This is a genomic window from Raineya orbicola, from assembly GCF_002843425.1.
Lineage (GTDB): Bacteria > Bacteroidota > Bacteroidia > Cytophagales > Thermonemataceae > Raineya > Raineya orbicola.
In genome coordinates this window covers 57,219-79,944 of the sequence record NZ_NKXO01000010.1, presented here as the reverse complement: position 1 = coordinate 79,944, position 22,726 = coordinate 57,219, and the positions used below count along the sequence as shown (strand labels likewise).

Here is a 22,726-nt window from a genome sequence, read left to right as displayed (position 1 = left end):
TAGAGGTAATTGACTCATATGATTAAATATTTAAAAAGTACAACTCAAAGTTAATCATTTTTTCAATTACCCTAAGTTTTTTTATTTAAATCCCTTGAAAACAATAAGTTAGACTTATAATTCACGTGATATTAAGAAATTGTTAAGTTTTAGATTTTGCCAAAATTAAAATGAGTTGAGAGTTTAATAATGACCACAAATCAAAATATAAAAAAACTTTCCACGCTACTAAAAGCTTTTCTTTCCGCTATCAAAAACTCAAAAACCATTTCTTGCGGATAGCTATTTTGGTAGCTTCTTGTTTGTTATGTACTTGCAATTTTTCAAAAATATTTTTGACGTGTGTGCGTACAGTGCCATAGCTAATGCAAAGTTTTTCAGCGATTTCTGCATAAGTAATTCCTTCAATCACCATTTTCAAAATTTCCATTTCGCGGCTGGTAAGGGGAGTATCAGAAGGGTTTTGGGAAGTACTTTTTTGAGAGGGAAGCAAAGAAAAAAACTTCAAGGCTTTTCGGGCAATAGAAGGCGAAAGTAACGAGCCTCCACCTGCTACAATTTCAATGGCTTCATAAATTTTCTCTTTGGTTTCATCTTTGAGCAAATAGCCACTTGCCCCCGCCTTGATAGCTTCAAAAATTTTTTCATCATCATCAAAAGCCGTAAGCATCAGCACTTCAACACTTGAAAAGCGATTTTTTATCTGTTGAGTTGCCTCTATTCCGTTCATTTTATCCATTTCAATATCCATTAAAATCACCTGAGGCAAACGAGATACAGGCAATTTTTCGAGCTGGTTTAAGCAGTCTTTACCATTGAAAGCTACGAAAATAAGTTCTAAGTTTTCAAATTCTTGCAGACGCTCCTTCAAATTATCTAAAAGTTGATAATTGTCATCAACAATCGCAATACGAATAGGCATAATTTAATTGTTTTCTTCAAAACTAACTAAAACCTAAAAGAGTTTGATACCTCATTTGAGGTATTTTTCAGAAAAAACCTTTTTGCTTTCATTAAAAACTCCTCATAAATTGTTTATCTTTGCAAAAAAATGGTTTTTATGTTGTTTGTAAAAATTGTAAATCGCTCCAAGCACGCTTTACCCTCTTATGCAACTGATGGTTCGGCGGGAATGGATTTGAGAGCAAATCTTGAAAATCCTATTACACTAAAACCTTTGGAGCGTTTTCTTGTTCCTACGGGGATTTTTATTCAGTTGCCCGAAGGGTATGAGGCTCAAATACGCCCTCGCAGTGGGCTTTCTATCAAAAAAGGTATTACCCTTGTCAATGCAGTAGGAACAATTGATTCCGACTATACAGGCGAAATAAAATTGCCTATGATCAATCTTTCTAACGAGCCTTACACCATTGAAGACGGCGAAAGGCTTGCCCAAATGGTCGTTGCTCGTTATGAAAAAATCACTTGGCAAGAAGTAAGCATTTTAGACGAAACTGAAAGGGGAGAAGGGGGCTTTGGAAGCACAGGCACAAAATAGAGATTTTACTATGAAACGGGTAGCTTTTTACACATTGGGTTGCAAACTGAATTTCGCTGAAACTTCGTCTATTGCCCGAAGTTTTGAGCAAAGGGGCTTTTTGCGGGTAGATTTTACCGAAAACCCTGATATTTTTGTTATCAATACGTGTTCGGTTACGGATAATGCTGATAAAAAGTGCAGAAAAGTAGTCAAAGAAGCTCGTAAAATTTCGCCTAATGCTTTCGTAGCAATTGTGGGTTGTTATGCACAGCTCAAACCGCAAGAAATTGCAAGCATTGAAGGCGTAGATGCTGTTCTGGGGGCTTCGGAGAAATTTCAGCTATTAGATTTGCTTGGCACTTTTGAACGCAAAGAAAAAGCCCAAGTTTTTCATTCCGATATTCGTGAGGTGGCTCAAATGTATTGCAGTGCCTATTCTTATGGCGATAGAACCCGTACATTTCTGAAAGTTCAAGACGGCTGTAACTACAATTGTGCCTTTTGTACTATTCCACTCGCACGTGGCAAAAGCCGTAGCGATACCATTGCCCATATTGTAGCACAAGCCCGAGAGATTGCCCAAACCGAAGTAAAAGAAGTGGTGCTTACAGGGGTAAATATTGGCGATTTTGGTATCATTGAAGGCAAACGTCAAGAGCGTTTTGTGGATTTGATTAAAGTACTGGACGAGGTAGAAGGCATTGAGCGTTTTCGCATTTCAAGCATTGAGCCTAATTTGCTCACTAATGAAATTATTGAGTTTGTAGCTCAATCCAAGCGTTTTGTACCTCATTTTCATATTCCTTTGCAGTCGGGGAGTAATAAAATTTTACGCCTGATGCACAGGCGTTATATGCGTGAGCTATATGCCGAAAGGGTGCGTAAAATTAAGTCGCTGATGCCTCATTGTGCCATTGGCGTTGATGTAATTGTGGGATTTCCTTCGGAAACCGAAGCCGATTTCTTGGAAACTTATCATTTTCTCAATGATTTAGACGTTTCTTACTTGCACGTTTTCACCTATTCCGAAAGAGCTAATACAGCGGCTTTGCAAATCCCTGAAAGTGTTCCGATGAAAGTGCGTAACGAACGCTCTCAAATGCTTCATATACTTTCAGAAAAGAAAAGGCGTTATTTTTATGAGCAAAACCTTGGCAGAGAAGCTACCGTACTTTTTGAAAAAGATATTCAAGACGGCTTGATGGAAGGCTTTACAGAAAATTATATTCGTGTGGTTGCTCCTTATGACCCTTTGCTTATCAATGAGTTACAGAGAGTTCAACTCACCCGTATCAACGAAAAAGGCTTAATGGAAGTAAAAGAACCTTGTTTAGTGTAGAAATTATGACTTTATCCGAAGCACAGCAAATCGTAGATGAGTGGATAAAAACCGTAGGAGTACGCTATTACAACGTGCTTACCAACACGGCTATTCTTATGGAAGAAGTGGGCGAGGTAGCTCGCATTATGGCAAGACTTTATGGTGAGCAGTCTTTCAAAGAAGGTGAAACCTACGATTTAGCCGATGAAATGGCTGATGTTCTTTTTGTGCTTATTTGCCTTGCCAATCAAACAGGGGTTAATCTTACCGAAGCCTTACAAAGAAACTTGCAAAAGAAAACCAAACGCGATAAAGAACGCCACCAAAATAATCCCAAATTATCCCAAACCGACTAATCAGGGTTTGAGCGTTCCCATACCGCCATCTACGCCTATGATTTGCCCTGTAACCCAAGAGGCTTTATCCGAAAGCAGAAAGCAAGCCATTTGAGCAATATCTTGGGCGGTGCCAAAACGTCCGAGCGGGTGTCTTTTGGCGGCGGCATCACGTTTGCTTTCATCAGAAAGTAGTTTGCTTGCCAAAGGTGTATCAGTAAGCGAAGGAGCTAAAACATTTACACGGATATTTTGGTTTGCCCATTCGGCGGCAAGCGATTTAGCAAGCCCTTCTAAAGCACTTTTGGCAGTAGCGATGGAGCTATGAAAATTCATTCCAAGCGTAGAGGCAACCGTGCTAAAAAGCACAACACTGGCATTTTGCGAGCCTTTAAGCTGTTTGTAAACTGCCTGCAATATATCTACCGCTCCCAAAACGTTAATTTGCAAATCTTGTAAAAATTCTTCCCTTGTAATGCGATGAAAAGGCTTCAAATGGATAGTACCTGGGCAATATACCAAGCCGTGCAGGGTAGGCAAATTTTCAAAACGATTGCCCGCAGGTTCTTGAACGTCCCAAGTAATATGCGAAATATTTCCGAGTTCTGTGCTTTTATGGCGAGAAGCTACCCATACTTGATGATTTTCGGCAAGTAAATTTTGAACGATAGCCAGTCCTATTCCCGAATTTCCTCCTATTACAAGATAATTTTTTTGTGTCATAACAAACTTTTTTTCCTTGAAAACAAGTTTTATACGAAAATGTTTAGCAGTGTTGAGTTATGTTTTTTACTGAAATTGAAAAATTAGCCAAACGCATTGCAAGTGGCAATTTGCCCGGAAAAGAAGCTCAAATTCGTATGGTTTCGGATAGGTTCAAAGATAGATATTTTGAGCTAAAACCCAATGCCCAAACTCGTGAGGGGGCAGTGCTGATACTTTTGTATCCTGAAAACAATACACTGGGCTTGCCACTTATTTTGCGTCCTGAGCACGAAAAGGGGGTGCATAGTGGGCAAGCGGCTTTTCCGGGGGGTAAAAAAGATGAAACTGACAAAGATTTTATTCAGACGGCTCTTCGCGAAGCACAAGAAGAAGTAAATTTAGATACAAGTCAGGTGAAAATTGTAGGACAAATCTCTCCACTTTTCATTTTTGCAAGTAATTTTATGGTGTATCCGACGGTGGCGTATGTGGAAAAAAAGCCTATTTTAGAACCTAATCCAACGGAAGTGGCAGAAATTTTTTTTACAAACATTGAAAAGCTAAAAAATCCTGCTACCATCAAAAAAACAATTATTTCTACGCCACAATACAACTTTGAAACTCCTTATTTTGATGTAGCAGGCAAAATTGTGTGGGGAGCAACGGCAATGATGTTGAGCGAGCTGATTGCCTTGATAGATTAAACTATTTTTAATCATCTCTTAAAGCTCGTAAAGCTATTCTTAAAAACTCTCTTTCGGCTCGGAACATTGCTATCATTTGCCTTGGATTGAGTATCCCACGAAATTTGGAGATATATTCTTTTTGCAAATCTAATTCTTGTTGTTTGAGTTTAAGCATTTTATCAATATCCGCATTGATTTCTGTATCGGATAATGAAAGCATTGAGGTTTCAATTTTAAGCTGTCGGATTTGTTTTTGCACTTCTGCCTGCTTGAAGATATATTCTTCATACAAGGCAGGAAATTTCTTTTGCTGTTCGGCGTTCAATTCAACACGTTTGATAACAAACTCTTTTTTCTGTTGTAGAAAACGCTCACGCAATCTTTCTTGTGCCAAAAGATTGAAACTACAACTTACAAGCCAAAGCACAATCCAATATTTTTTCATAAAACTTCTGAATTTTCAAGTTCTTGTTGTAAAATTTCTTCTATATGTTCATCAGGTAATACTTCTTCCAAATCTTTTTTTCTAATTTGCAAACTATCAGGCTGATACTGATGCATTTCAGGTAGTTGAATATCTTTATCAAAAAGTTCTGCTTCTAAATGGTTTTGATAGTTGGCAAACAAATAAAGTTCTAATTCCTTTTTATTTATTGTTTGAAGATTTTTTTTCAATTCGGCAACTGCTGTTGAGTTGTCGGTTTTGGGGAAAATCAAAACAATCGCAAAAATTATCATAGTTGCTACTCCCAAACGTATAGTCCAAATGCCAAAGGGGGTTTCATACCAAGCCCAAGCTCGTCGCAGATTTTGAATTTTCTGCATAATTTTTTGAGGTAGTAGCTCAAAATAGCTTTCAGGCAAACCAAAAGGCAAATTTTTGTGTATGCCTTTGGGCTCATATTCCCCTTTCAGGCGTTTTTCCAAGCGATTTTCAAACTCCTCAAAATAGTTCGGAGGAGTTTCAAAGGGTAGTTTAACGGGTTTTTCATTGTGGGTTCTCATACGCTCATTTTCATTTCGTCCTCTATTTTTTTTACGGCGTGATGATACGAAGCCTTCAAAGCTCCAACGCTTGTTCCTAAAATTTCCGAAATTTCTTCATAGCTCAAATCATCAAAGTATTTCATATTGAAAACCAATCGTTGTTTTTCGGGGAGTTTGAGTAAGGCTTTTTGTAGTTTAATTGCCACTTCATCTCCCGAAACATAGGCATCGGTTTCAAGTTTTCGTAAGAGTTCTTTGCTTACATCAGCAATAGGCAAAAAAAATCTTTGCTTCTTTTTGCGTAGGAAGTTCAAACATTCATTGGTAGCTATCCGATAAATCCAAGTATAAAGTTGTGAATTTCCTTGAAAATGATGCAGATTTTGCCAGACTTTCACGAAAGTTTCTTGTGTAAGGTCATCGGCGTCATCGTGATCTATCACCATTTTCCGAATGTGCCAATAAATTTTCTGTTGATACTTTCTTACAAGCAAATTGAACGCATAATTTTGGCTTTCTGCTTTTTTAAACTTTTCTAATAGCTCTTTATCTTCCATTGAAACGAGGATTGTTCAATCCTTTGCTTGGTTAGATGTGCTTATAGGGCAAAGGTTTAATGAAATGAAAGAAATTTTTTGTAAAAAGCAAAAAAGCCCCAAAATGGTAGTTTTGAGGCTTTTTGTCGGGGTGGCAAGATTCGAACTTGCGACCTCCTGCTCCCAAAGCAGGCGCGATAACCGGGCTACGCTACACCCCGAAATTTCTTAGCAACTCTTGCTAAAAAAATTTGAGGAGAGGATGGGATTCGAACCCACGCGTCGGTTTCCCGACGACAGTTTAGCAAACTGCTCCTTTAACCACTCAGGCACCTCTCCTTTTCAGTTTCGGACTGCAATATTAGTATAAAAACTTCAAACTACCAAATAAAAACGAAACTTTTTACTCATTTACCAAAATAGCGGGCGTAGTGATTACATTGCTTTGGTTCAAAGCTCTATCGTAAATGAATACTTCAAAGCGGATACTATCTTTTTTATTGATGCCAATTACGTCATAGAAAAGCCCGCCAATGTTATAGCGAATGGTGCCTTCAATAGGAGCTTGTTTTTCTTTATCAAGAAGCGGTGGCACTCTGCCGTGAATATTGCTTTCAAATTCAGTGTTGGTAACAGGGTCTATGAACTTGGGTAGTGGCAAGCGTTCATACACTCCTGTAAATTTATTACGGCGATAAATGGTGCAGTAAAAATTGTAGTAGTAAGGGTTAAAACTTTTATCGGGACGGCGACGAGCAAATTGCCCTGTGGTATCTCCTGCCGATAGACCTATATCGCCATTACCATCTTTGAAATCAATATCCAAGAAAATGGAGTCTTCAATTACTTGTCCATTGCCGTCTAAAAGGCTTTTTTTACTCATTGCCCGAAAGCTGATGCTTGGTTCAAAAGGAAATTCAGGCTTTTTGAAAATACAAGCGTTCAAGCCAATGGCAAGCAGTAGAAAGTAACCTAAGATATTTTTTGCCGAAACTTGCATAATTCTCTACATTTGTGTTATGAAAAAAGATTTACCCCTTATTCTAAAAAACCTTGTTCTTGCTATGCAAGAAAGCGATTTTGAGGAGATAGCTTTCTTGGTATATGATTTTCAGCTCAAAAATAACCCTATCTTTGCTCGTTGGGTTTCGTTTTTTTACGAAAATCCTCACAATATACAAAAAATTGAGCAAATTCCGTGCCTACCAATTGAATTTTTCAAATATTACGAAATCAGAAGCATTACTAAAAATCCAAAAGTTGTATTTGAAAGTAGTGGAACAACCCAAAGTTTTAGAAGTAAGCATCTACTTACCGACACCTTTTTTTATACCCAAAATAGCATTCAAATTTTTGAAAAACGATACGGAAAACTTGAAAACTATCATATTTTAGCCCTTCTACCCTCTTACTTGGAGCGGGAAAATTCCTCTTTGATATTTATGGTAAAGCAATTTATGGAAAAATCTGCTTCCCCTTACAATGCTTTTTACCTCCATAATTTTGAAACACTTTTTCAGACCATTGAGTTTTTGAAAAAGAACAAAGATGGACGAAAAATTTTGCTTTTAGGGGTAACTTATGCTCTTTTAGATTTTGCTGAAAAATATAAGGGAAATGATTTATCGCAAGTTCTTGTAATGGAAACGGGAGGAATGAAAGGCAGACGCCCTGAAATGACACGTGCAGAGGTTCATCAGATACTTCAAAAAGCCTTTGGAGTTGGGAAAATTCACTCGGAATACGGAATGACAGAGCTACTTTCGCAGGCTTATTCCACAGGAGAAGGCGTATTTGATATGCCTACTACAATGAGAATTTTTTTGCGAGAAAATAACGACCCCCTCACATACACGCCCACGCGGGGGCTTATCAATGTAATTGATTTGGCGAATATTGAAAGTTGTGCCTTTCTGGCTACCCAAGATGTAGGAACTTTATTAAACGGAAATCAGTTTATGGTACTGGGCAGAGCCGATAATGCCGAACAAAGGGGCTGTAACTTGCTTTTGGAGCAATTTTGAATTTTTTACAACTTTTTGAGTGTTTATGCGTTTAACCATAAAAAATTTACAAGGCAAAACGATTTGTATTTCCGAAAAAAATACTATTTTGCAATCGCTTGGTGAAAATGCCATAGATTGGATGCAGGCGTGCGGTGCAAAAGGTAGATGCACTACTTGCAAAATGGTAGTCTTGCAAGGAAATGAATATCTTGCCGATTACACAGAAGTTGAAAAAAAATTTGTTGCTCAAAAACGCCTGCTTGCTAATGAGCGTTTGGCTTGCCAAGTAAAACCTAAAAACTTACAAAACGACTACGAGGTTATTATTCAAGTACCCAAAACTTATCAGTTACCACATATTTTGTACAATGATTAAAATCTGCTTGCATTATGGAAAGTTTAGTGATAGAACCCACCAACAGAACCCCCAAAGTTAATTTTGATACGCTCACAGGCGTTTTTGAAATGTCAGGACGCTCCATTCCTGAAAACGCACCTGCTTTTTACAATACTATTTTGGATTGGTTAGAGCAGTGCAAACAAAAAAGTAATATTAGCAATATTCAGGCAATCTTTAAGTTGGAGTACTTCAATACAGCTTCCTCCAAACTTATTTTAGATGTTTTCAAAAAACTTGAAAGTTTCAAAGAAAAGGGCAAACTCGTTTCTATTCAATGGTATTACGACCCCAAAGATGAAGATATGCAAGATGCAGGCAAAGATTTCAAAGATATTATTGCCTTACCTTTCGAATTGCATCCTCTTTCTTAAAAATAATTGCCCTACACGTGTAGGGCTTTTTTGTTTGCCAAACAATTTGACGGATAGTTGGTTTTTGTGTTAAACTTCTAACTTCAACCCTTTTTTTTCTATGGCTACATTAAAGGTAGGAGATAAAGCCCCTCTTTTTGATGCAAAAGACCAAAATGGAAATCCCATTGCTTTGAAAGATTTTTTAGGTAAGGGTAAAAAAGTGGTTCTTTATTTTTATCCCAAAGATGATACTTCGGGTTGTACTGCTCAGGCTTGTAACTTGCGTGATAATTACGAAAAACTTTCGCAAAACAATTTCCAAGTAATTGGCGTAAGCATTGATGACGAAAAATCGCATCAAAAATTTATTACCAAATATAATTTGCCTTTTCCGCTTGTTGCTGACACCGACCGCAAAGTAGTAGAAGCATATGGTGTTTGGCAGGAAAAAAGTATGTACGGCAAAAAATATATGGGAACAGTGCGTATCACTTTCATCATCAATAGCGAAGGAATTATTGAAAAAATCATTGATAAAGTAAAAACCAAAGAACACGCAGAACAAATTCTTTAATCCGATGTCAGAACAAATTGTACTGCTTACAGGAGCAACTTCGGGCATAGGCAAAGCTACTGCCTTCGGACTTGCCCAAAAGAGTTTCACACTTATTTTACCTGTTCGCAACCTTGAAAAAGGCGAAAAAATAAAGCAAGAAATTTTGGCTAAATTCCCACAATCACAAATTCATCTTTTTGAATGTGATTTGGCAGATTTGCAAAGTATAAAGATTTTCGCTGAAAATGTAAAAAAACAATTTTCGGCATTACACGTGCTTATCAACAATGCAGGGGTTTGGAAAAATACTTTCACCCTCACGAAGGACGGATTTGAACAAACTTTTGCAGTCAATCATTTAGCTCATTTTTATCTTACCCTCTTGCTCATAGATTTGCTTCAAAAATCTGCTCCTGCACGTGTTATCAATGTGGCTTCTGATTTGCACCAAGGCGATATACATTTTACAGATGTAGAGCTTCGTAAAAATTACAATGGCTTAAATGCCTATAAGCAGTCCAAACTTGCTAATATTCTTTTTACAAGAATTTTGGCAGAAAAGCTCAAAAGTAGCCAAATTAGCGTCAATGCTCTGATGCCCGGTTTCATTGCCACCGATATTTTTGAGGATTTGCCATTTTTTTTGCGTTGGCTTATACCTTTGGTAGCGAAAAGCCCCGAAAAAGGTGCAGAAACTACCTTGTATTTAGCCACAGAACCTAACTTGCAAGTTACAGGCGAATATTTCAAAAACAAACAGCGAGCAAGTTCCTCGTATCAATCTAAAAATATGGAAACGGCTCAAAAATTATGGAATTTGAGCGTACAAATGCTTGAACAAAAGGGCTTTCAGGTGCCAAAACTTTAAGCCAAAAGCCAACTTTCAGCCTCTTTGCGTGTCGTGAAAACTTTATTTTGAAAGGGAATGATGCGTAATGAGGTTTTTTCTATGAAAGTAAATTTAGAAGCGGGTAAAATCATAGCCATTTTACCATTTTGCCCTAAACATTTGCTAAAAAGTGGAAGCCAAGATTGCCAAGCCCACAATACGTCTTCGGCTCGGAAAAAACTTTTTTTACTTTGGTCTATAATAATTTTGCTAGCAGGGCGAAAGTTCAAAAAGGAAATAATATCGTCCATTATACGGCGATATATTTCGCCGCAGGTATCGTTTTCTTGAAACTCTACGAGCCAGTAGGCTTTTTCGGAATGATAGCCTACACACACACATTCACTCACAAAAAATAACTCCAATGCCGAAATTTGTTTAATTTTGGACTTTGCTTCACAAAGTAGCAAAGTTTTCTTTAATTTTCAAAGCAATGAATGAAAATATTTTATACCTTTCTTATGATGGATTGACAGACCCTTTGGGACAATCGCAAGTTTTGCCTTATATAATAGGTTTGAGCAAGAATTTTAGCTATCATTTTACAATTATTTCTGCTGAAAAAAAAGAAAATTTTAATGCTAAAAAACAACTAATAGAAAATCAAATCAAGGATTTGCCAATTACGTGGATGCCTATTTTTTATCATAAAAAACCGCCTGTATTTTCCTCAATTTGGGATTTGTGGGTGATGTATCAGAAAGCACTCAATTTGCACAAAAGGCAAGTATTTCATTTAGTACATTGCAGAAGTTATCTTACAGCCCTGATTGGTGAAAGATTTACAGACAAATTTCAAGTACCATTTTTGTTTGATATGCGAGGCTTTTGGGCTGATGAAAGATTAGACGGCAACATCTGGAACATCAAAAACCCCTTTTACAAAAAGATTTATCAATTTTTTAAGAAAAAGGAAAAAGATTTCTTACAAAAAGCCGCCTATACCATTTCGCTTACGCATAATGCGAAAAATGAAATTCTTTCTTGGAAAGGCTTTGAAAAAACGCCCATATCTGTAATTCCTTGTTGTGTAGATACCGATTTATTTTGCCAAAATGAAAAAATAAATAGTTCCAAAGAACAAGCACTTACCATTTCGTATTTAGGCTCTATCGGGACGTGGTATTTGCTCCGAGAAATGCTGGTTTTCTATAAAACACTTTTACAAAACTATCCCAAAGCTCATTTTTTATTTATTACAGGCGAAAATCCGCAATTTATTTTGCAAGAAGCTGAAAAATTGGAATTGCCTCTTTCACAAATAAAAATTTGCAAAGCCGAACGGCACGAAGTCCCCACTTTGATTGCTCAAAGTGATATTTCGGTTTTTTTCATCAAAGATAGTTATTCTAAAAAAGGTTCTTCGGCAACGAAAATGGCAGAAATTTTAGCAATGGGCGTACCTATCATTACGAACGATATTGGCGATAATGAATTTTTGTTTGAAAAATACAATTATGGCTATCTTTTACAAGATTTAAGTCCTGAAAGTATGCAAAAAGCAGTAGCTCATATTCCCAAGCTATTACAAAAATCAGCGGATAGCTTGCGGGCTATTGCCAAAGATTATTTCGACTTGGAGAAGGGAGTAAATGAGTATCAGAGGGTTTATACAGAAATTTTACAACAAAGTACGCACTAGAAAGCCAGTGCGTACTTGAGTAAATTATGTTTATTTTTTAGCCATCAATTTTCCCATTAGGTTCAAGGCAGAACCTGCTTTGAACCATTCAATTTGTTGGGCATTGTAGCTATGCTTGGCTTTGATTTCTTCTTTGGAGCCGTCCTTATGATGAAGTACGATAGTAAGCGGTACGCCTTCGGTAAAGGTAGTGAGTCCCAAAATATCAATGGTATCGTCTTCTTGGATTTTGTCGTAGTCGGCGGGGTTTTCAAAAGTAAGAGCAAGCATACCTTGCTTTTTGAGGTTGGTTTCGTGAATACGAGCAAAGGATTTTACCAAAATAGCCCTTACGCCCAAATGACGAGGCTCCATAGCGGCGTGCTCGCGTGATGAACCTTCTCCGTAGTTTTCATCTCCTACTACAATAGAGCCAATGCCTGCGGCTTTGTAAGCTCTTTGTACTTTGGGAACTTCATCATATTGCCCTGTGAGCTGGTTTTTTACTTTGTTAGCTTCTCCATTGAAGGCATTAACAGCCCCGATGAGCAGGTTATTGGAAATATTATCCAAATGCCCACGATATTTGAGCCAAGGACCTGCCATTGAGATATGGTCGGTAGTGCATTTGCCTTTGACTTTGATGAGCAGTTTTAAGCCTTTCAAGTCGGTGCCTTCCCAGGCAGGGAACGGTTGAAGCAATTGCAATCTTTCGGAAGTAGGAGAAACAATTACTTGTACTTTGCTACCATCTTCGGCAGGAGGCACGTAACCTGCATCTTCTACGGCAAACCCCTTGGTAGGTAGCTCAATACCTTGGGGTTCATCAAGTTTTACCTGTTCGCCGTTTTCATTGGTAAGTGTATCAGTAATGGGATTGAAGGTCAAATCCCCTGCAATCGCAAAAGCGGTTACAATCTCAGGAGAAGCTACAAAAGCGTGCGTAGAGGCGTAGCCATCGTTACGAGCCTTGAAATTGCGGTTGAAAGAGGTGATGATAGAATTTTTGCGATTGGGGTCATCAATATGTCTTGACCACTGCCCAATGCAAGGACCACAAGCGTTGGCTAGAACTACTCCTCCTATTTTACTGAATGTATCTAAAATGCCGTCTCTTTCAGCAGTATAACGGACTTGTTCAGAGCCAGGCGTTATGGTAAATTCAGCTTTGACTTTGAGTTTTTTATCTACGGCTTGCTTGGCAAGTGAGGCGGCACGTGTGAGGTCTTCGTAAGAAGAGTTGGTACAAGAACCAATCAGCCCAACTTCCAATTTAGCAGGCCAGTTGTTTTCTTTGACTGCTTGGGCAAATTTAGAGAGAGGCCAAGCCAAATCAGGAGTGAAAGGACCATTGATATGCGGCTCAAGCTCTGAAAGATTGATTTCTATGATTTGGTCATAATATTTTTCAGGGTTAGCATACACTTCGGGGTCGGGGCGAAGGTATTCACGGATTTTATCAGCTTCGGCGGCAACATCTGCTCTACCTGTGGATTGCAGATAGGCTTTCATTTTATCATCATAGGCAAAAATAGAAGTAGTTGCTCCAATTTCAGCACCCATATTACAAATAGTGCCTTTTCCAGTACAAGAAAGGGAATCAGCTCCTTCACCAAAATATTCTACAATGGCATCAGTTCCTCCTTTTACAGTCAGAATCCCCGCTACTTTCAAGATGACATCTTTGGCGGAAGTCCAGCCATTCATTTTACCCGTGAGTTTTACGCCAATGAGTTTAGGCATTTTGAGCTCCCAAGGCATACCTGCCATTACATCAACGGCATCAGCACCACCTACTCCAATGGCAATCATACCCAAACCTCCTGCATTAGGGGTGTGAGAGTCTGTTCCTATCATCATACCGCCGGGAAAGGCATAATTTTCAAGCACTACTTGGTGAATAATGCCTGCACCGGGTTTCCAGAAGCCAATACCATATTTATTGGAAACCGATGCCAAGAAATCATAAACTTCTTTATTCTTGCTCATAGCCTCTTCTAAATCGGCTTTTGCCCCAATTTTTGCCTGAATGAGGTGGTCGCAATGAACCGTAGAAGGTACGGCTACTTTATCTCTACCTGCGGTCATAAATTGTAAGAGAGCCATTTGGGCGGTAGCATCTTGCATAGCTACGCGGTCGGGGGCGAAATCTACATAGGATTTTCCACGTTCAAAAGCCTGCTTAACAGGGTTTTCGTAAAGATGAGCATACAAAATTTTTTCTGCTAGTGTCATAGGACGACCAAGCACTTTGCGAGCCGCCTCTACACGTTCGGGCATACGAGCATACACCGATTTAATCATTTCAAAATCAAAAGCCATAGCAAATTACTTTTTTTGATGATACGAAAAAAACAAACAAATCTACAAAAAAATGCCTTTTGGAAAATAGTTTTAAGCGTTTTTTTAGTTATTTAGAAATTTTCTAAACAATAATTGAGCTTTTTTTCCTATCTTTGCAAGCAAAACAAAAACACTAACTAATGCGTTGGATATTTACATTATTTTTGTTTAGTATAGCCTATTTACTTTTTGCTCAAACGCCCAAGAAAGAACAAAAATACAAGCAAAATAAGTTGCAAATTCGCAATCAGAACCAGAAACAAAAACAGCAAGTCAAGCAAGAGATTAAAAAAGATACATTACAAAAGAGTGTAGTAGAAAATTTGGATACACTGAAAAAAGAAGCTATTCCGTTCAATCCGATACGTGAGCCCAAGCCACCCGCCGAACCTCTTTTTGATGATGACACTGCTGAAATTTCAGTAGTGCGTGTTTCAGAATATTTGCAAATAGATTGCGTTTGGGTAAAATCTGCTGAATACTACAAAACTTGGAGTTCGGTACATATCAATCCTTATCGCCGAGATGCTTCTACATTCAAAGATACGATACATCTGACTTTATATGACGAAGTAAAAGGACAATACTGGGCAAAACCTCTTGATGACCTTCTGCTTACTTCTCCTTTTGGCTATCGTTGGGGGCGTATGCATCAGGGAATAGACCTCAATTTGCGTACAGGAACGCCCATATATAGCGTTTTTGATGGAATTGTACGCATCGCCACCGCAGGCTATGGCTATGGCTATCACGTGGTAGTTCGCCACATCAACGGATTAGAAACGCTCTATGCTCATATGAGCAAATTGAGCGTACAAGTAGGACAAGTCGTAAAAGCTGGGGAATTATTAGGGTTAGGTGGCTCAACAGGTTGGAGTACAGGACCACACCTGCATTTAGAAGTGTTGTATGCAGGAAACGCTTTCAATCCTTTGCTTATTTTTGAAGTAAATACAAAGTCAGATGTGCCTTTTGTACGTTCCAAGTATTTTGCCCTTACACCTGCTCATTTTCGGCATATCAATACCATTGTGCGGCGTGAATATTTTCACATCGTAAAAGCAGGGGAAACTCTGCAAAGTATAGCTAAGAAATATGGTTTGAGCGTAAATTATTTGGCAGTAGTCAATCGTATTCCTATCAATACCAAATTAAGAGCAGGGCAAAGAATAAGATTACGTTAATTTATTTGTAAAACATTCTCAATTTAATTTCTGTAAGTTTTCTTTTGGAGTCCAATGAAAAATCTGCTTTCTGAAACCAGTCGTAGTAATTAGGTTCATTTTTGAGAACTTCTTCGACCAGTTTCCCTTTATGCTTGCCAATATTGAAAACTTCCTTGCCTTCGTTGTTGTAAATCATCGTTCCTGCAAAGTCTACAATTTTTTTAGCAGTAAGCTCGTGAAGTATGTCCATATCATTGCGAACAGGCTCAAATTCTTGCCCAGTTTTTTTATCAATGATTTTTCTACCTGCGTACAAATCAATTTGAGCTTGTAAAACTTCAAAAGTAGCTTGTACATCAGCTTGGGCGGTATGGGCATTTTCCAAAGTTTTTCCACAATAAAATTTATAGGCGGCACTCAAATCACGAGGCTCCATCAGGTGGAAAATTTTTTGAGCATCAATAAAGCGTCTGTTTTTCAAAGAAAAATCTATTCCTGCTCGTAAAAATTCTTCTACCAACAAAGGAATATCAAAGCCGAGAATATTAAAGCCTGCAAAATCCGAGCCATCTAAAAAATTAGCAAGCTCTTTGGCTACTTGTTTGAAAGTGGGAGCGTCTTTAATATCTTCGTCATAGATGCCGTGAAAAACACTACTTTCAGGTGGTATAGGCATTTCAGGGTTTATTTTTTGTACTCGCCACTCAGAAGTGCCATTCGGAAAAACTTTCAAAAAGGCATATTCTACAATTCTATCTTTGGCAAAATTCGTTCCTGTGGTTTCTAAGTCAAAAAAAACCAAAGGTTTTTTGAGGGCTAAATTCATATTTGGGAGTATCTTTTATTGTTTGGAAGCGAAACCAGTTTCAATGAATTACAGCTTTTGAATAGAGGTTTTTATTGAAAAATCAATTCCTCTGCAATTTGTTTGAGCGGCAAGTTATCAAAATTGCCCGAACTCATTAAAAGCAGTGAGGTATTTGCATAATTTTGAGATTTGAGAAAATCGGCAAACTTTCTACTATCTTCAAAAACTTCCAAATTAGGCATATCAAAAGCAGATTTAATATCATCTGCACTGATAGCAGGTAGTTTCTTATGTTCTACGACTTTTGGATTGAAATACACCACAGGCAAATCGGCATATTTGAGTGAGCCTTTGTATTGAGGCAAAAAATTCTTGTTCAAACTACTAAAAGTATGCAATTCTAGGCAAGCGATTAGTTTGCGTTCGGGGTAAAGACTTTTAACGGCTTTGGTAGTGGCTTTCACTTTGGAGGGAGCGTGGGCAAAATCTTTGAAGATGTGTGTGTTATCGTTTTTTGCGAGGGTTTCTAATCGGTTAGATGCTCCCTTGAAACTTTGGATAGCCTCATAAAATTTACTTTCGCTAATGAAAAGCCTTTCGCAGACGGCTTTCGCACCGCTGATGTTTTTCATATTATGCTCGCCAAAAACAAGCACGGGGATTTCTTTACCTTCTTTGGAAATCAAGAAAGTTTGTCCATTTTTTACTTTGTATGGGTGTGTTTGGTAAGGAATATTGGCAACATCAGGGCGTTCTTTTTCGCACAAGAAATTGCCCAAATAATCATCACTATCATAAATAATTGCTCCGCCTTTGGGAGTAGCATCAGCAAATTTTTCAAATTGTCTCACGTAGTCGTTTTCGGTTTCGTAAATATTGATATGATCCCAGGCTACGCCGCTTACCAAGCCAATATGATGCTTGTAGTAAGAAAATTTAGGTTTGGGAGCGGTGGGTCCTGCGGGATATTCATCTCCTTCAATAATGATGAGAGGAGCATCTTCGGTAAGTTTGACGGTGTATTCAAAACCATCAACCATTGCTCCTACAAGATAATCAAAATTTCTCCCGTGATATTTGAGTACGTGCATTACCATTGCGGTAATAGTGGTTTTTCCGTGACTGCCAGCAATTACTACGCGGTGCTTGTCTATGCTATGCAAATACACGTATTCGGCATAAGAATAGATAGGAATTTCTAACTCACGAGCTTTGATGAGTTCGGGGTTATCTTTGCGGGCGTGCATACCCACAATAATAGCCTCTAAGGATTTATCAATTTTTTCAGGAAACCAGCCCATTTCAGCAGGCAATAAGCCTGCTTTTTCTAAACGAGAGCGTGAAGGCTCATAGATTTCATCGTCAGAACCAGTTATTTGATAGCCTTGCTTTTGTAATGTAAGAGCCAAATTGTGCATTACACTACCGCCAATCGCTATGAAGTGTATTTTTTTGCTTTGCATTGAACTCAAAATTTTGAATAGATTTTTTACAAAATCTTGCAAATATACATAGCAAATTCAAGTTTTTATTATGATTTGAAATTTTTTTTGTAAGCTATCAAATTTCATTTTTTATTTCAAGGCGAATTTGTAATTTGGCAAACTAAAATATATGCTTATATGGGAATTTCAGAGCGTAAGCAAAGAGAAAAAGAGGCTATCAGGAATAAAATCTTGGAAACTGCCTATCAGATTTTCTTGGAGAAAGGCTACGATGGCACAAGTATTCGTACGATTTCCGATGCCATTGAATATAGCCCCGCTACCATTTATCTATATTTCAAAGACAAAAACGATATTTTCATACAATTACAAAACAAAGCTTTTGACTTGCTCTATGAAAAATTGGAGGCTACCAAAACGATTGTTCAGCCTTTTGAGCGTCTGCTTGCCGTAGGTAAAGTGTATTTGAATTTTGCTTTTGATAATCCGCAATATTATGACCTAATGTTTATTGACAATGCTCATTTACAAGCCTTCAAAGATGAAAGTACCGCTTGGAAAAGGGGGCATCAACTTTATAAAACCATAGAAGAAATTGTAGAAGCCTGTTTGATTGCCAAGCAAATCAAAGGAGAAGACTATAAAGTAGTAGCGTTTGTTTTTTGGTCTTACATACACGGACAATGTGCTTTACTTATTCGTAAGAGATTGAATACCAATGATAAGCAAACTTTGAAATACCTCATTAGTAATTCTTTTGATTTTGTAACCAAATTACTCAAAGCAGAATGAAAACGCCGATTGTAGCACCTTCTATTTTGGCGGCAGACTTTGCTAATTTGCAAAGAGAAATTGAAATGCTCAATGCCAGCCAAGCCGATTGGATACACTTGGATATTATGGACGGCTTATTTGTACCGAATATTTCTTTCGGTATGCCTGTTTGCAAAGCTATTCGGAAATATGCTAAAAAACCATTGGATTTCCATCTGATGATAGAAAAACCTGAACGTTATGCAAAAGAGTTCAAAGATTTAGGGGCTTCGGTGATTTCGGTGCATTTAGAGGCTTGTCCGCATTTGCATCGTAATATTCAGCAAATCAAGAGTTTAGGGTGTAAGGCAGGGGTCGCTATCAATCCACATACAGCCGTAAGTTTGTTAGAACCTATTATTCAGGAAATTGATTTGGTTTGTCTGATGTCGGTAAATCCGGGTTTTGGTGGGCAAATGTTCATTGAAAGTACTTTTGAAAAGGTAAAAGCCTTACGAAATCTCATTGATAGCAAAAATGCTCACGCACTTATTGAAATTGATGGAGGTGTAAATAGTGCCAATGCCCGAGAGCTTGTTCAGATTGGGGCAGATGTACTGGTTGCAGGAAGTTTTGTATTCAATGCTATCAATCCTCATCAAATCATTGAAGATTTGAAACGACTTGATTGAGTTTTACAGAAAAGGCATAAGGTTTTTTTTCAAAAAGAGGTTTGGTTTTTGCCCAAGTAGTACGAAAAAGCTCCGAATTGCGATAATTTTCCAAATGTGCTTCGCTTTCCCAATGGCTGTAAGTGCAAAAAACATTGGGGGAGTTTGCGTCTTGCCAGAGTTCCAAGTGTTTGCAACCTTCAAAACGGCGGATAAGGTGCTTGGAATTTTCAAAAACATCTAAAAATTCTCGCACCTTATCTGCCTGAAAGTACATTCTGACTATACGAATAAGCATAAAACCTTAAAAATCAGACATTCAAACTTTCTGTAAGTTCGTTTTTGTAGGCTTGACGAGGTTTGAGGTTAAGTACCTGAAACATTTCTTGGTCAGAAATGTAATCGGGGTTGGGGGTAGTGAGCAGTTTATCGCCTGCAAAAATAGAATTTGCCCCTGCCAAAAAGCATAAAGCCTGTTCTTCTACGCTCATACGCACTCTACCCGCTGAAAGACGTACCATTGCTTTGGGCATTAAGATTCGGGCGGTGGCAATCATTCGTACCATTTCCCATACCGAAACTTTGGGCTGATTTTCCAAAGGCGTACCTGCCACGGGTACAAGGGCATTGACAGGCACTGACTCGGGGTGTTCGGGCAAGGTGGCAAGCGTGTGAAGCATACCAATTCTATCTTCTATGGTTTCTCCCATTCCAATAATTCCGCCCGAACAAACGGAGATTTTTGCTTTGTTAGCATTTGCAATGGTATTGAGGCGGTCTTGGTAGGTACGTGTAGAAATAATTTCATCATAGAACTCTTCACTGGTATCCAAATTGTGGTTATAGGCGTATAAGCCTGCTTCTTTGAGTTTAATGGCTTGTTCTTCGGTAAGCATACCTAATGTACAGCAAACCTCCAAACCCATTTGAGCCACTCCTTTCACCATTTCCAGTACTTTATCAAAATCGCGGTTGTTGCGGACTTCACGCCAAGCCGCTCCCATACAAAAACGCGTACTGCCTGCCTCTTTGGCTTCTTGGGCTTTTTGCAACACGGTTTGTACATCTAAAAGTTTTTCTACTTTTATATCTGTGTGATAACGTGCCGCCTGCGGGCAATAGGCACAATCTTCGGGGCAACCCCCCGTTTTGATAGAAAGTAAGGTACAAACTTGCACCTCGTTAGGTTCGTGATATTGCCTATGAATGGTTGCGGCTTGGTAGATGAGGTCTAATACAGGTTTATGATAAATTTCTGAAATTTCCTCTTTTGTCCAATCGTTGCGTATCATTGCAATAAGTTTTTTAGGTAGAAAGCTAAATTTTACTTTACTTTGGGCAAGCAAATTGCTAATACTTTTGCAAAAAAACAAATGGAAAATTCAAAAAAGCCTTTCAGGTGGCAAATCACTACAGATAAACCTTATTTTTGGGGTGGTGCTTTGGTATTTTGGGTGGTAGCAGGAATTTGTCTTTTATTATTTCCTAAAAGTAAAATTCACTTGGCTATCAATGAATGGCATACGGCTTTTGGGGATTGGCTATTCCCTAAGATCACTTATTTGGGCGAGGCAGGTGTGTATGTGCTTATGGGGCTTATATTTCTTTACAAAAGACAAATCCTGAAATTTTGGACTATGCTCATAGCCATAAGTTTGCATATAACCATCGTGCAAGCACTTAAAAATTTAATTTTTGAAAATGAACCCCGCCCTAAAATTTTTTTTCAAGACATCGCCTCACTCAATTTTGTAAATGGGGTGGAAACGCATTCGTATATGAGTTTCCCTTCGGGGCATACGGCTGCGGCTTTCTCGGCTTTTGCCTTGATAGCCTTTTTTCACAAACACCCTGCTTGGCAAATTATGGCAATACTTGCCGCTATAGCCGTTGGCTTTTCAAGAATGTATCTGCAACAACATTTTTTGATAGATGTTTTGGTTGGTTCTTGGATTGGCACGATTTCTGCTTTTATTGCTTTCAGTTGGTTTAACTTACAAAATAGAAAAACCTTACAAAAATTGTAAGGTCTTTCCCTAACCAAAATTATGAAAAAACAACTTCTGCAAAAGCTACGGCAATTTTTGTCGTAGCCTTTTACATTATTAACGCAAAAAAATAAAAAATGTTGCAACAATAATACAATTATTTTGAAAAAATCTAAATAAAACTTTTCAATACTCTGAAAATCAAAATTATAGTTCGTTTATTCTGTTTTGCAGAAGCTTTTTTCGGAGTTTCTTTTTCAGTTCTAATCCTGAACTATCTATGCGAGGTTTAGTAGGGGTTGGTTGTGAGGTGTTTTTCTTTTGAGCTGTATCCAAAGGTTTGCCTAAGTTGTGAGTGCTTTCCCGATAAACCAAGCTATCTACTACTATGGCGTACATTTTCTCAAATTCAGCTATATTTTCAAGGTAGTAGGCATAGCTCTGATAATAAGCGGCTGAATCAATTTTGTGTTTTTGAAATACTTTTCTTTCAAAAGCCTTATTGAGAAAATATGACGAATCAGGGGTGCTTACCAAATTTGGAACTTGTGACTCGGCAATGTGAATATCAATAAGCACTTGTATCATTTTCTCGGGTGAGAGAGGCGGAGGCGATTGTTTTTTTTCACTTTGGCAGGCAATTACTCCCAAAGCACACCCAATTAGTAAAATGAGCAATGAAAATTTGCTCACTTTACAATCATTCTTCGCACAATTTTTCATAGGATTGGTTATATTCAAAATATTGTCGCTAAATTAGCACATTGCTAAAACTTTGCCAACAATGCAGGAAATTTTAAGCAAACTTCGCAAATATGAAATTCAAATCCGAAAAGCGGTGAATACCTATATGCAAGGCGATTTTCATTCCATATTCAAAGGTTCGGGTTTGGAGTTTTCTGATGTACGCGATTACTTGTATGGAGATGATGTCCGCCGAATAGATTGGAACGTGAGTGCCAAAGGACAAGGAATTTTCGTAAAAGAATTTCAAGAAGAAAAAGAACAAACGGTTTTTTTTGTGCTTGATGTAAGTGCATCACAAGAAATTGGTTTTCAGAAAAATAAATTAAACTTGGCGTATGAAATTGCAGGAGTGCTGGCTCTTTCGGCGGCAAAAGAAAAAAACGATATAGGGCTGATTTGCTTTTCCAGCCAGAAAGAGCGTTATATGAAGCCTCAGAAAGGTGAGAAATACGCCTACGAAATGATTTTCAACCTTTTCAAGCTCAAACCACAATCTACCCAAACCGACCTTGCCCAAATGATTATTTACACGCTTCAAATGCTCAAACGGAAAAGCGTAGTAATTCTGATTTCTGATTTTATTGGTGAAAATTATGAGCATCACCTCAAAGCTCTTGCTCAAAAACACGACCTTGTGATGCTTCAGCTCTTTGATAAACAAGAAATTCGCCTGCCTGCTATGGGCATTATTCCTGTATGGGATAAAGAAAGCAAACGTACTATCTGGGTAAATACACACTCACGAGATTTCAAGGCTTTGCAAAAACCTCGTTTTGAGAGTATTCAGCAGAAACTACAAGAAATTGCTCTCAAAAATAATGCAAATTATCTCGCTATTAGTACCCAAGAAGACTTTGTACCCAAACTTTTAGAACTTTTCAAAAAAAGAAAGCACAAGCTAAAAAAGAATTATGCGAAAACATTTTAAGT

At 38.0% G+C, this 22,726-nt stretch carries 28 protein-coding genes and 2 tRNA genes; 15 read left to right on the top strand and 15 right to left on the bottom strand.

Annotation, left to right across the window (positions count from 1 at the left end):
• Positions 1 to 250: 250 nt before the first annotated feature.
• A complete protein-coding gene (locus tag Rain11_RS04335) occupies positions 251 to 922 on the bottom strand; it encodes a response regulator (protein WP_101358106.1) in 672 nt (223 codons plus the stop codon).
• Between the two features lie 138 nt (positions 923 to 1,060).
• Here Rain11_RS04335 and dut point away from each other — a divergent pair, with 138 nt between their 5' ends.
• The 3 genes from dut to Rain11_RS04320 are packed head-to-tail and all read left to right on the top strand — an operon-like array spanning position 1,061 to position 3,157.
• Positions 1,061 to 1,498 (top strand): dUTP diphosphatase, encoded by a 438-nt coding sequence (dut, locus tag Rain11_RS04330; protein WP_101358105.1) that lies wholly within the window; start codon positions 1,061 to 1,063, stop codon positions 1,496 to 1,498.
• A gap of 10 nt (positions 1,499 to 1,508) precedes the next feature.
• On the top strand, positions 1,509 to 2,819 hold the full coding sequence (gene mtaB / locus Rain11_RS04325; protein ID WP_101358104.1) for a tRNA (N(6)-L-threonylcarbamoyladenosine(37)-C(2))-methylthiotransferase MtaB: 1,311 nt from the start codon (positions 1,509 to 1,511) through the stop codon (positions 2,817 to 2,819).
• Positions 2,820 to 2,824: 5 nt separating this feature from the next.
• Complete coding sequence (locus tag Rain11_RS04320) at positions 2,825 to 3,157, top strand: nucleotide pyrophosphohydrolase (RefSeq protein WP_101358117.1); 333 nt, start codon at positions 2,825 to 2,827, stop codon at positions 3,155 to 3,157.
• Here Rain11_RS04320 and Rain11_RS04315 read toward each other — a convergent pair whose 3' ends face one another.
• Positions 3,158 to 3,859, bottom strand: coding sequence for an SDR family NAD(P)-dependent oxidoreductase (locus Rain11_RS04315; RefSeq protein ID WP_101358103.1), 702 nt, complete (start codon positions 3,857 to 3,859; stop codon positions 3,158 to 3,160).
• A 59-nt stretch (positions 3,860 to 3,918) separates the two neighbouring features.
• Between Rain11_RS04315 and Rain11_RS04310 the strand changes: the two genes are divergently transcribed.
• Positions 3,919 to 4,545, top strand: a complete 627-nt coding sequence (locus Rain11_RS04310; RefSeq protein WP_101358102.1) for an NUDIX hydrolase — start codon at positions 3,919 to 3,921, stop codon at positions 4,543 to 4,545.
• A gap of 7 nt (positions 4,546 to 4,552) precedes the next feature.
• Here the strand turns inward: Rain11_RS04310 and Rain11_RS04305 are convergent, their stop codons facing one another.
• The 6 genes from Rain11_RS04305 to Rain11_RS04280 all read right to left on the bottom strand — a co-directional run bounded on the left by Rain11_RS04305 (position 4,553) and on the right by Rain11_RS04280 (position 7,050).
• Complete coding sequence (locus Rain11_RS04305) at positions 4,553 to 4,972, bottom strand: hypothetical protein (RefSeq protein WP_101358101.1); 420 nt, start codon at positions 4,970 to 4,972, stop codon at positions 4,553 to 4,555.
• Positions 4,969 to 5,532: a hypothetical protein gene (locus Rain11_RS04300; RefSeq protein WP_101358100.1), complete on the bottom strand. Its 564-nt coding sequence runs from the start codon at positions 5,530 to 5,532 to the stop codon at positions 4,969 to 4,971. The genes Rain11_RS04305 and Rain11_RS04300 overlap by 4 nt, the downstream gene beginning before the upstream one ends.
• Positions 5,529 to 6,071 carry an RNA polymerase sigma factor gene (locus Rain11_RS04295; RefSeq protein WP_101358099.1) on the bottom strand — a complete coding sequence of 181 codons (543 nt, stop codon included), beginning with the start codon at positions 6,069 to 6,071 and terminating at the stop codon, positions 5,529 to 5,531. The genes Rain11_RS04300 and Rain11_RS04295 overlap by 4 nt, the downstream gene beginning before the upstream one ends.
• Positions 6,072 to 6,196: 125 nt before the next feature.
• A tRNA-Pro gene (locus Rain11_RS04290) sits at positions 6,197 to 6,271 on the bottom strand.
• 33 nt (positions 6,272 to 6,304) lie between these two features.
• Positions 6,305 to 6,389 (bottom strand) — tRNA-Ser (locus Rain11_RS04285).
• Positions 6,390 to 6,453: 64 nt separating this feature from the next.
• Positions 6,454 to 7,050 carry a hypothetical protein gene (locus Rain11_RS04280; RefSeq protein WP_101358098.1) on the bottom strand — a complete coding sequence of 199 codons (597 nt, stop codon included), beginning with the start codon at positions 7,048 to 7,050 and terminating at the stop codon, positions 6,454 to 6,456.
• A 19-nt stretch (positions 7,051 to 7,069) separates the two neighbouring features.
• Here Rain11_RS04280 and Rain11_RS04275 point away from each other — a divergent pair, with 19 nt between their 5' ends.
• From Rain11_RS04275 to Rain11_RS04255, 5 genes are all read left to right on the top strand, one after another.
• Positions 7,070 to 8,074 carry an acyl transferase gene (locus tag Rain11_RS04275; RefSeq protein ID WP_133121502.1) on the top strand — a complete coding sequence of 335 codons (1,005 nt, stop codon included), beginning with the start codon at positions 7,070 to 7,072 and terminating at the stop codon, positions 8,072 to 8,074.
• Between the two features lie 25 nt (positions 8,075 to 8,099).
• Positions 8,100 to 8,432, top strand: a complete 333-nt coding sequence (locus Rain11_RS04270; protein ID WP_101358097.1) for a 2Fe-2S iron-sulfur cluster-binding protein — start codon at positions 8,100 to 8,102, stop codon at positions 8,430 to 8,432.
• A 14-nt stretch (positions 8,433 to 8,446) separates the two neighbouring features.
• Positions 8,447 to 8,827, top strand: coding sequence for a DUF1987 domain-containing protein (locus tag Rain11_RS04265; protein WP_101358096.1), 381 nt, complete (start codon positions 8,447 to 8,449; stop codon positions 8,825 to 8,827).
• Between the two features lie 100 nt (positions 8,828 to 8,927).
• Complete coding sequence (gene bcp / locus Rain11_RS04260; protein ID WP_101358095.1) at positions 8,928 to 9,383, top strand: thioredoxin-dependent thiol peroxidase; 456 nt, start codon at positions 8,928 to 8,930, stop codon at positions 9,381 to 9,383.
• A 4-nt stretch (positions 9,384 to 9,387) separates the two neighbouring features.
• Complete coding sequence (locus Rain11_RS04255) at positions 9,388 to 10,233, top strand: SDR family oxidoreductase (RefSeq protein ID WP_101358094.1); 846 nt, start codon at positions 9,388 to 9,390, stop codon at positions 10,231 to 10,233.
• Here Rain11_RS04255 and Rain11_RS04250 read toward each other — a convergent pair.
• Positions 10,230 to 10,664 carry a hypothetical protein gene (locus Rain11_RS04250; RefSeq protein WP_101358093.1) on the bottom strand — a complete coding sequence of 145 codons (435 nt, stop codon included), beginning with the start codon at positions 10,662 to 10,664 and terminating at the stop codon, positions 10,230 to 10,232. The two genes, Rain11_RS04255 and Rain11_RS04250, sit on opposite strands and share 4 nt — an antisense overlap.
• A 23-nt stretch (positions 10,665 to 10,687) precedes the next feature.
• Here Rain11_RS04250 and Rain11_RS04245 point away from each other — a divergent pair, with 23 nt between their 5' ends.
• Entirely contained in the window at positions 10,688 to 11,896 is a 1,209-nt protein-coding gene (locus Rain11_RS04245) for a glycosyltransferase (protein WP_133121501.1), read from the top strand.
• Positions 11,897 to 11,926: 30 nt separating this feature from the next.
• On the opposite strand, the gene Rain11_RS04240 is transcribed toward Rain11_RS04245, so the two are convergent.
• A complete protein-coding gene (locus Rain11_RS04240; protein WP_101358091.1) occupies positions 11,927 to 14,197 on the bottom strand; it encodes an aconitate hydratase in 2,271 nt (756 codons plus the stop codon).
• A 161-nt stretch (positions 14,198 to 14,358) separates the two neighbouring features.
• On the opposite strand from Rain11_RS04240, the gene Rain11_RS04235 reads away from it, so the two are divergent.
• Positions 14,359 to 15,402, top strand: a complete 1,044-nt coding sequence (locus tag Rain11_RS04235) for a peptidoglycan DD-metalloendopeptidase family protein (RefSeq protein WP_101358090.1) — start codon at positions 14,359 to 14,361, stop codon at positions 15,400 to 15,402.
• Between the two features lies 1 nt (position 15,403).
• Here Rain11_RS04235 and Rain11_RS04230 read toward each other — a convergent pair whose 3' ends face one another.
• Complete coding sequence (locus tag Rain11_RS04230) at positions 15,404 to 16,210, bottom strand: 3'-5' exonuclease (protein ID WP_101358089.1); 807 nt, start codon at positions 16,208 to 16,210, stop codon at positions 15,404 to 15,406.
• Positions 16,211 to 16,281: 71 nt separating this feature from the next.
• Positions 16,282 to 17,655 carry a UDP-N-acetylmuramate--L-alanine ligase gene (locus tag Rain11_RS04225; protein WP_101358115.1) on the bottom strand — a complete coding sequence of 458 codons (1,374 nt, stop codon included), beginning with the start codon at positions 17,653 to 17,655 and terminating at the stop codon, positions 16,282 to 16,284.
• A 159-nt stretch (positions 17,656 to 17,814) separates the two neighbouring features.
• Here Rain11_RS04225 and Rain11_RS04220 point away from each other — a divergent pair, with 159 nt between their 5' ends.
• Both Rain11_RS04220 and rpe read left to right on the top strand, forming a co-directional pair.
• Positions 17,815 to 18,429, top strand: a complete 615-nt coding sequence (locus tag Rain11_RS04220) for a TetR/AcrR family transcriptional regulator (RefSeq protein ID WP_101358088.1) — start codon at positions 17,815 to 17,817, stop codon at positions 18,427 to 18,429.
• Positions 18,426 to 19,082, top strand: a complete 657-nt coding sequence (gene rpe, locus Rain11_RS04215; RefSeq protein WP_101358087.1) for a ribulose-phosphate 3-epimerase — start codon at positions 18,426 to 18,428, stop codon at positions 19,080 to 19,082. Before Rain11_RS04220 ends, rpe begins: the two co-directional genes overlap by 4 nt.
• Here rpe and Rain11_RS04210 read toward each other — a convergent pair.
• A complete protein-coding gene (locus tag Rain11_RS04210; RefSeq protein WP_101358086.1) occupies positions 19,054 to 19,359 on the bottom strand; it encodes a putative quinol monooxygenase in 306 nt (101 codons plus the stop codon). The genes rpe and Rain11_RS04210 overlap by 29 nt on opposite strands.
• A gap of 13 nt (positions 19,360 to 19,372) precedes the next feature.
• Positions 19,373 to 20,359, bottom strand: a complete 987-nt coding sequence (bioB, locus tag Rain11_RS04205; RefSeq protein WP_101358114.1) for a biotin synthase BioB — start codon at positions 20,357 to 20,359, stop codon at positions 19,373 to 19,375.
• Between the two features lie 75 nt (positions 20,360 to 20,434).
• On the opposite strand from bioB, the gene Rain11_RS04200 reads away from it, so the two are divergent.
• Positions 20,435 to 21,088 carry a phosphatase PAP2 family protein gene (locus Rain11_RS04200; RefSeq protein WP_101358085.1) on the top strand — a complete coding sequence of 218 codons (654 nt, stop codon included), beginning with the start codon at positions 20,435 to 20,437 and terminating at the stop codon, positions 21,086 to 21,088.
• A gap of 168 nt (positions 21,089 to 21,256) precedes the next feature.
• Here the strand turns inward: Rain11_RS04200 and Rain11_RS04195 are convergent, their stop codons facing one another.
• Positions 21,257 to 21,727: a DUF4296 domain-containing protein gene (locus tag Rain11_RS04195; protein WP_165778076.1), complete on the bottom strand. Its 471-nt coding sequence runs from the start codon at positions 21,725 to 21,727 to the stop codon at positions 21,257 to 21,259.
• Between the two features lie 106 nt (positions 21,728 to 21,833).
• Between Rain11_RS04195 and Rain11_RS04190 the strand changes: the two genes are divergently transcribed.
• On the top strand, positions 21,834 to 22,724 hold the full coding sequence (locus Rain11_RS04190) for a DUF58 domain-containing protein (protein ID WP_101358083.1): 891 nt from the start codon (positions 21,834 to 21,836) through the stop codon (positions 22,722 to 22,724).
• The last annotated feature ends 2 nt before the right edge of the window (positions 22,725 to 22,726 follow it).

What these genes read in the sequence shown, in the direction of transcription:
- Rain11_RS04245 (WP_133121501.1), top strand. Translation starts at nt 10,688, where the DNA reads ATGAATGAAAATATTTTATACCTTTCTTATGATGGATTGACAGACCCT.
- dut (WP_101358105.1), top strand. Translation starts at nt 1,061, where the DNA reads ATGTTGTTTGTAAAAATTGTAAATCGCTCCAAGCACGCTTTACCCTCT.
- Rain11_RS04240 (WP_101358091.1), bottom strand. Translation starts at nt 14,197, where the DNA reads ATGGCTTTTGATTTTGAAATGATTAAATCGGTGTATGCTCGTATGCCC.
- Rain11_RS04265 (WP_101358096.1), top strand. Translation starts at nt 8,447, where the DNA reads ATGGAAAGTTTAGTGATAGAACCCACCAACAGAACCCCCAAAGTTAAT.
- Rain11_RS04310 (WP_101358102.1), top strand. Translation starts at nt 3,919, where the DNA reads ATGTTTTTTACTGAAATTGAAAAATTAGCCAAACGCATTGCAAGTGGC.
- rpe (WP_101358087.1), top strand. Translation starts at nt 18,426, where the DNA reads ATGAAAACGCCGATTGTAGCACCTTCTATTTTGGCGGCAGACTTTGCT.
- Rain11_RS04200 (WP_101358085.1), top strand. Translation starts at nt 20,435, where the DNA reads ATGGAAAATTCAAAAAAGCCTTTCAGGTGGCAAATCACTACAGATAAA.
- Rain11_RS04235 (WP_101358090.1), top strand. Translation starts at nt 14,359, where the DNA reads ATGCGTTGGATATTTACATTATTTTTGTTTAGTATAGCCTATTTACTT.
- Rain11_RS04230 (WP_101358089.1), bottom strand. Translation starts at nt 16,210, where the DNA reads ATGAATTTAGCCCTCAAAAAACCTTTGGTTTTTTTTGACTTAGAAACC.
- Rain11_RS04320 (WP_101358117.1), top strand. Translation starts at nt 2,825, where the DNA reads ATGACTTTATCCGAAGCACAGCAAATCGTAGATGAGTGGATAAAAACC.
- Rain11_RS04295 (WP_101358099.1), bottom strand. Translation starts at nt 6,071, where the DNA reads ATGGAAGATAAAGAGCTATTAGAAAAGTTTAAAAAAGCAGAAAGCCAA.
- Rain11_RS04275 (WP_133121502.1), top strand. Translation starts at nt 7,070, where the DNA reads ATGAAAAAAGATTTACCCCTTATTCTAAAAAACCTTGTTCTTGCTATG.
- Rain11_RS04305 (WP_101358101.1), bottom strand. Translation starts at nt 4,972, where the DNA reads ATGAAAAAATATTGGATTGTGCTTTGGCTTGTAAGTTGTAGTTTCAAT.
- Rain11_RS04300 (WP_101358100.1), bottom strand. Translation starts at nt 5,532, where the DNA reads ATGAGAACCCACAATGAAAAACCCGTTAAACTACCCTTTGAAACTCCT.
- Rain11_RS04210 (WP_101358086.1), bottom strand. Translation starts at nt 19,359, where the DNA reads ATGCTTATTCGTATAGTCAGAATGTACTTTCAGGCAGATAAGGTGCGA.
- Rain11_RS04315 (WP_101358103.1), bottom strand. Translation starts at nt 3,859, where the DNA reads ATGACACAAAAAAATTATCTTGTAATAGGAGGAAATTCGGGAATAGGA.
- mtaB (WP_101358104.1), top strand. Translation starts at nt 1,509, where the DNA reads ATGAAACGGGTAGCTTTTTACACATTGGGTTGCAAACTGAATTTCGCT.
- Rain11_RS04190 (WP_101358083.1), top strand. Translation starts at nt 21,834, where the DNA reads ATGCAGGAAATTTTAAGCAAACTTCGCAAATATGAAATTCAAATCCGA.
- bcp (WP_101358095.1), top strand. Translation starts at nt 8,928, where the DNA reads ATGGCTACATTAAAGGTAGGAGATAAAGCCCCTCTTTTTGATGCAAAA.
- Rain11_RS04255 (WP_101358094.1), top strand. Translation starts at nt 9,388, where the DNA reads ATGTCAGAACAAATTGTACTGCTTACAGGAGCAACTTCGGGCATAGGC.
- Rain11_RS04220 (WP_101358088.1), top strand. Translation starts at nt 17,815, where the DNA reads ATGGGAATTTCAGAGCGTAAGCAAAGAGAAAAAGAGGCTATCAGGAAT.
- Rain11_RS04335 (WP_101358106.1), bottom strand. Translation starts at nt 922, where the DNA reads ATGCCTATTCGTATTGCGATTGTTGATGACAATTATCAACTTTTAGAT.
- Rain11_RS04270 (WP_101358097.1), top strand. Translation starts at nt 8,100, where the DNA reads ATGCGTTTAACCATAAAAAATTTACAAGGCAAAACGATTTGTATTTCC.
- Rain11_RS04225 (WP_101358115.1), bottom strand. Translation starts at nt 17,655, where the DNA reads ATGCAAAGCAAAAAAATACACTTCATAGCGATTGGCGGTAGTGTAATG.
- Rain11_RS04280 (WP_101358098.1), bottom strand. Translation starts at nt 7,050, where the DNA reads ATGCAAGTTTCGGCAAAAAATATCTTAGGTTACTTTCTACTGCTTGCC.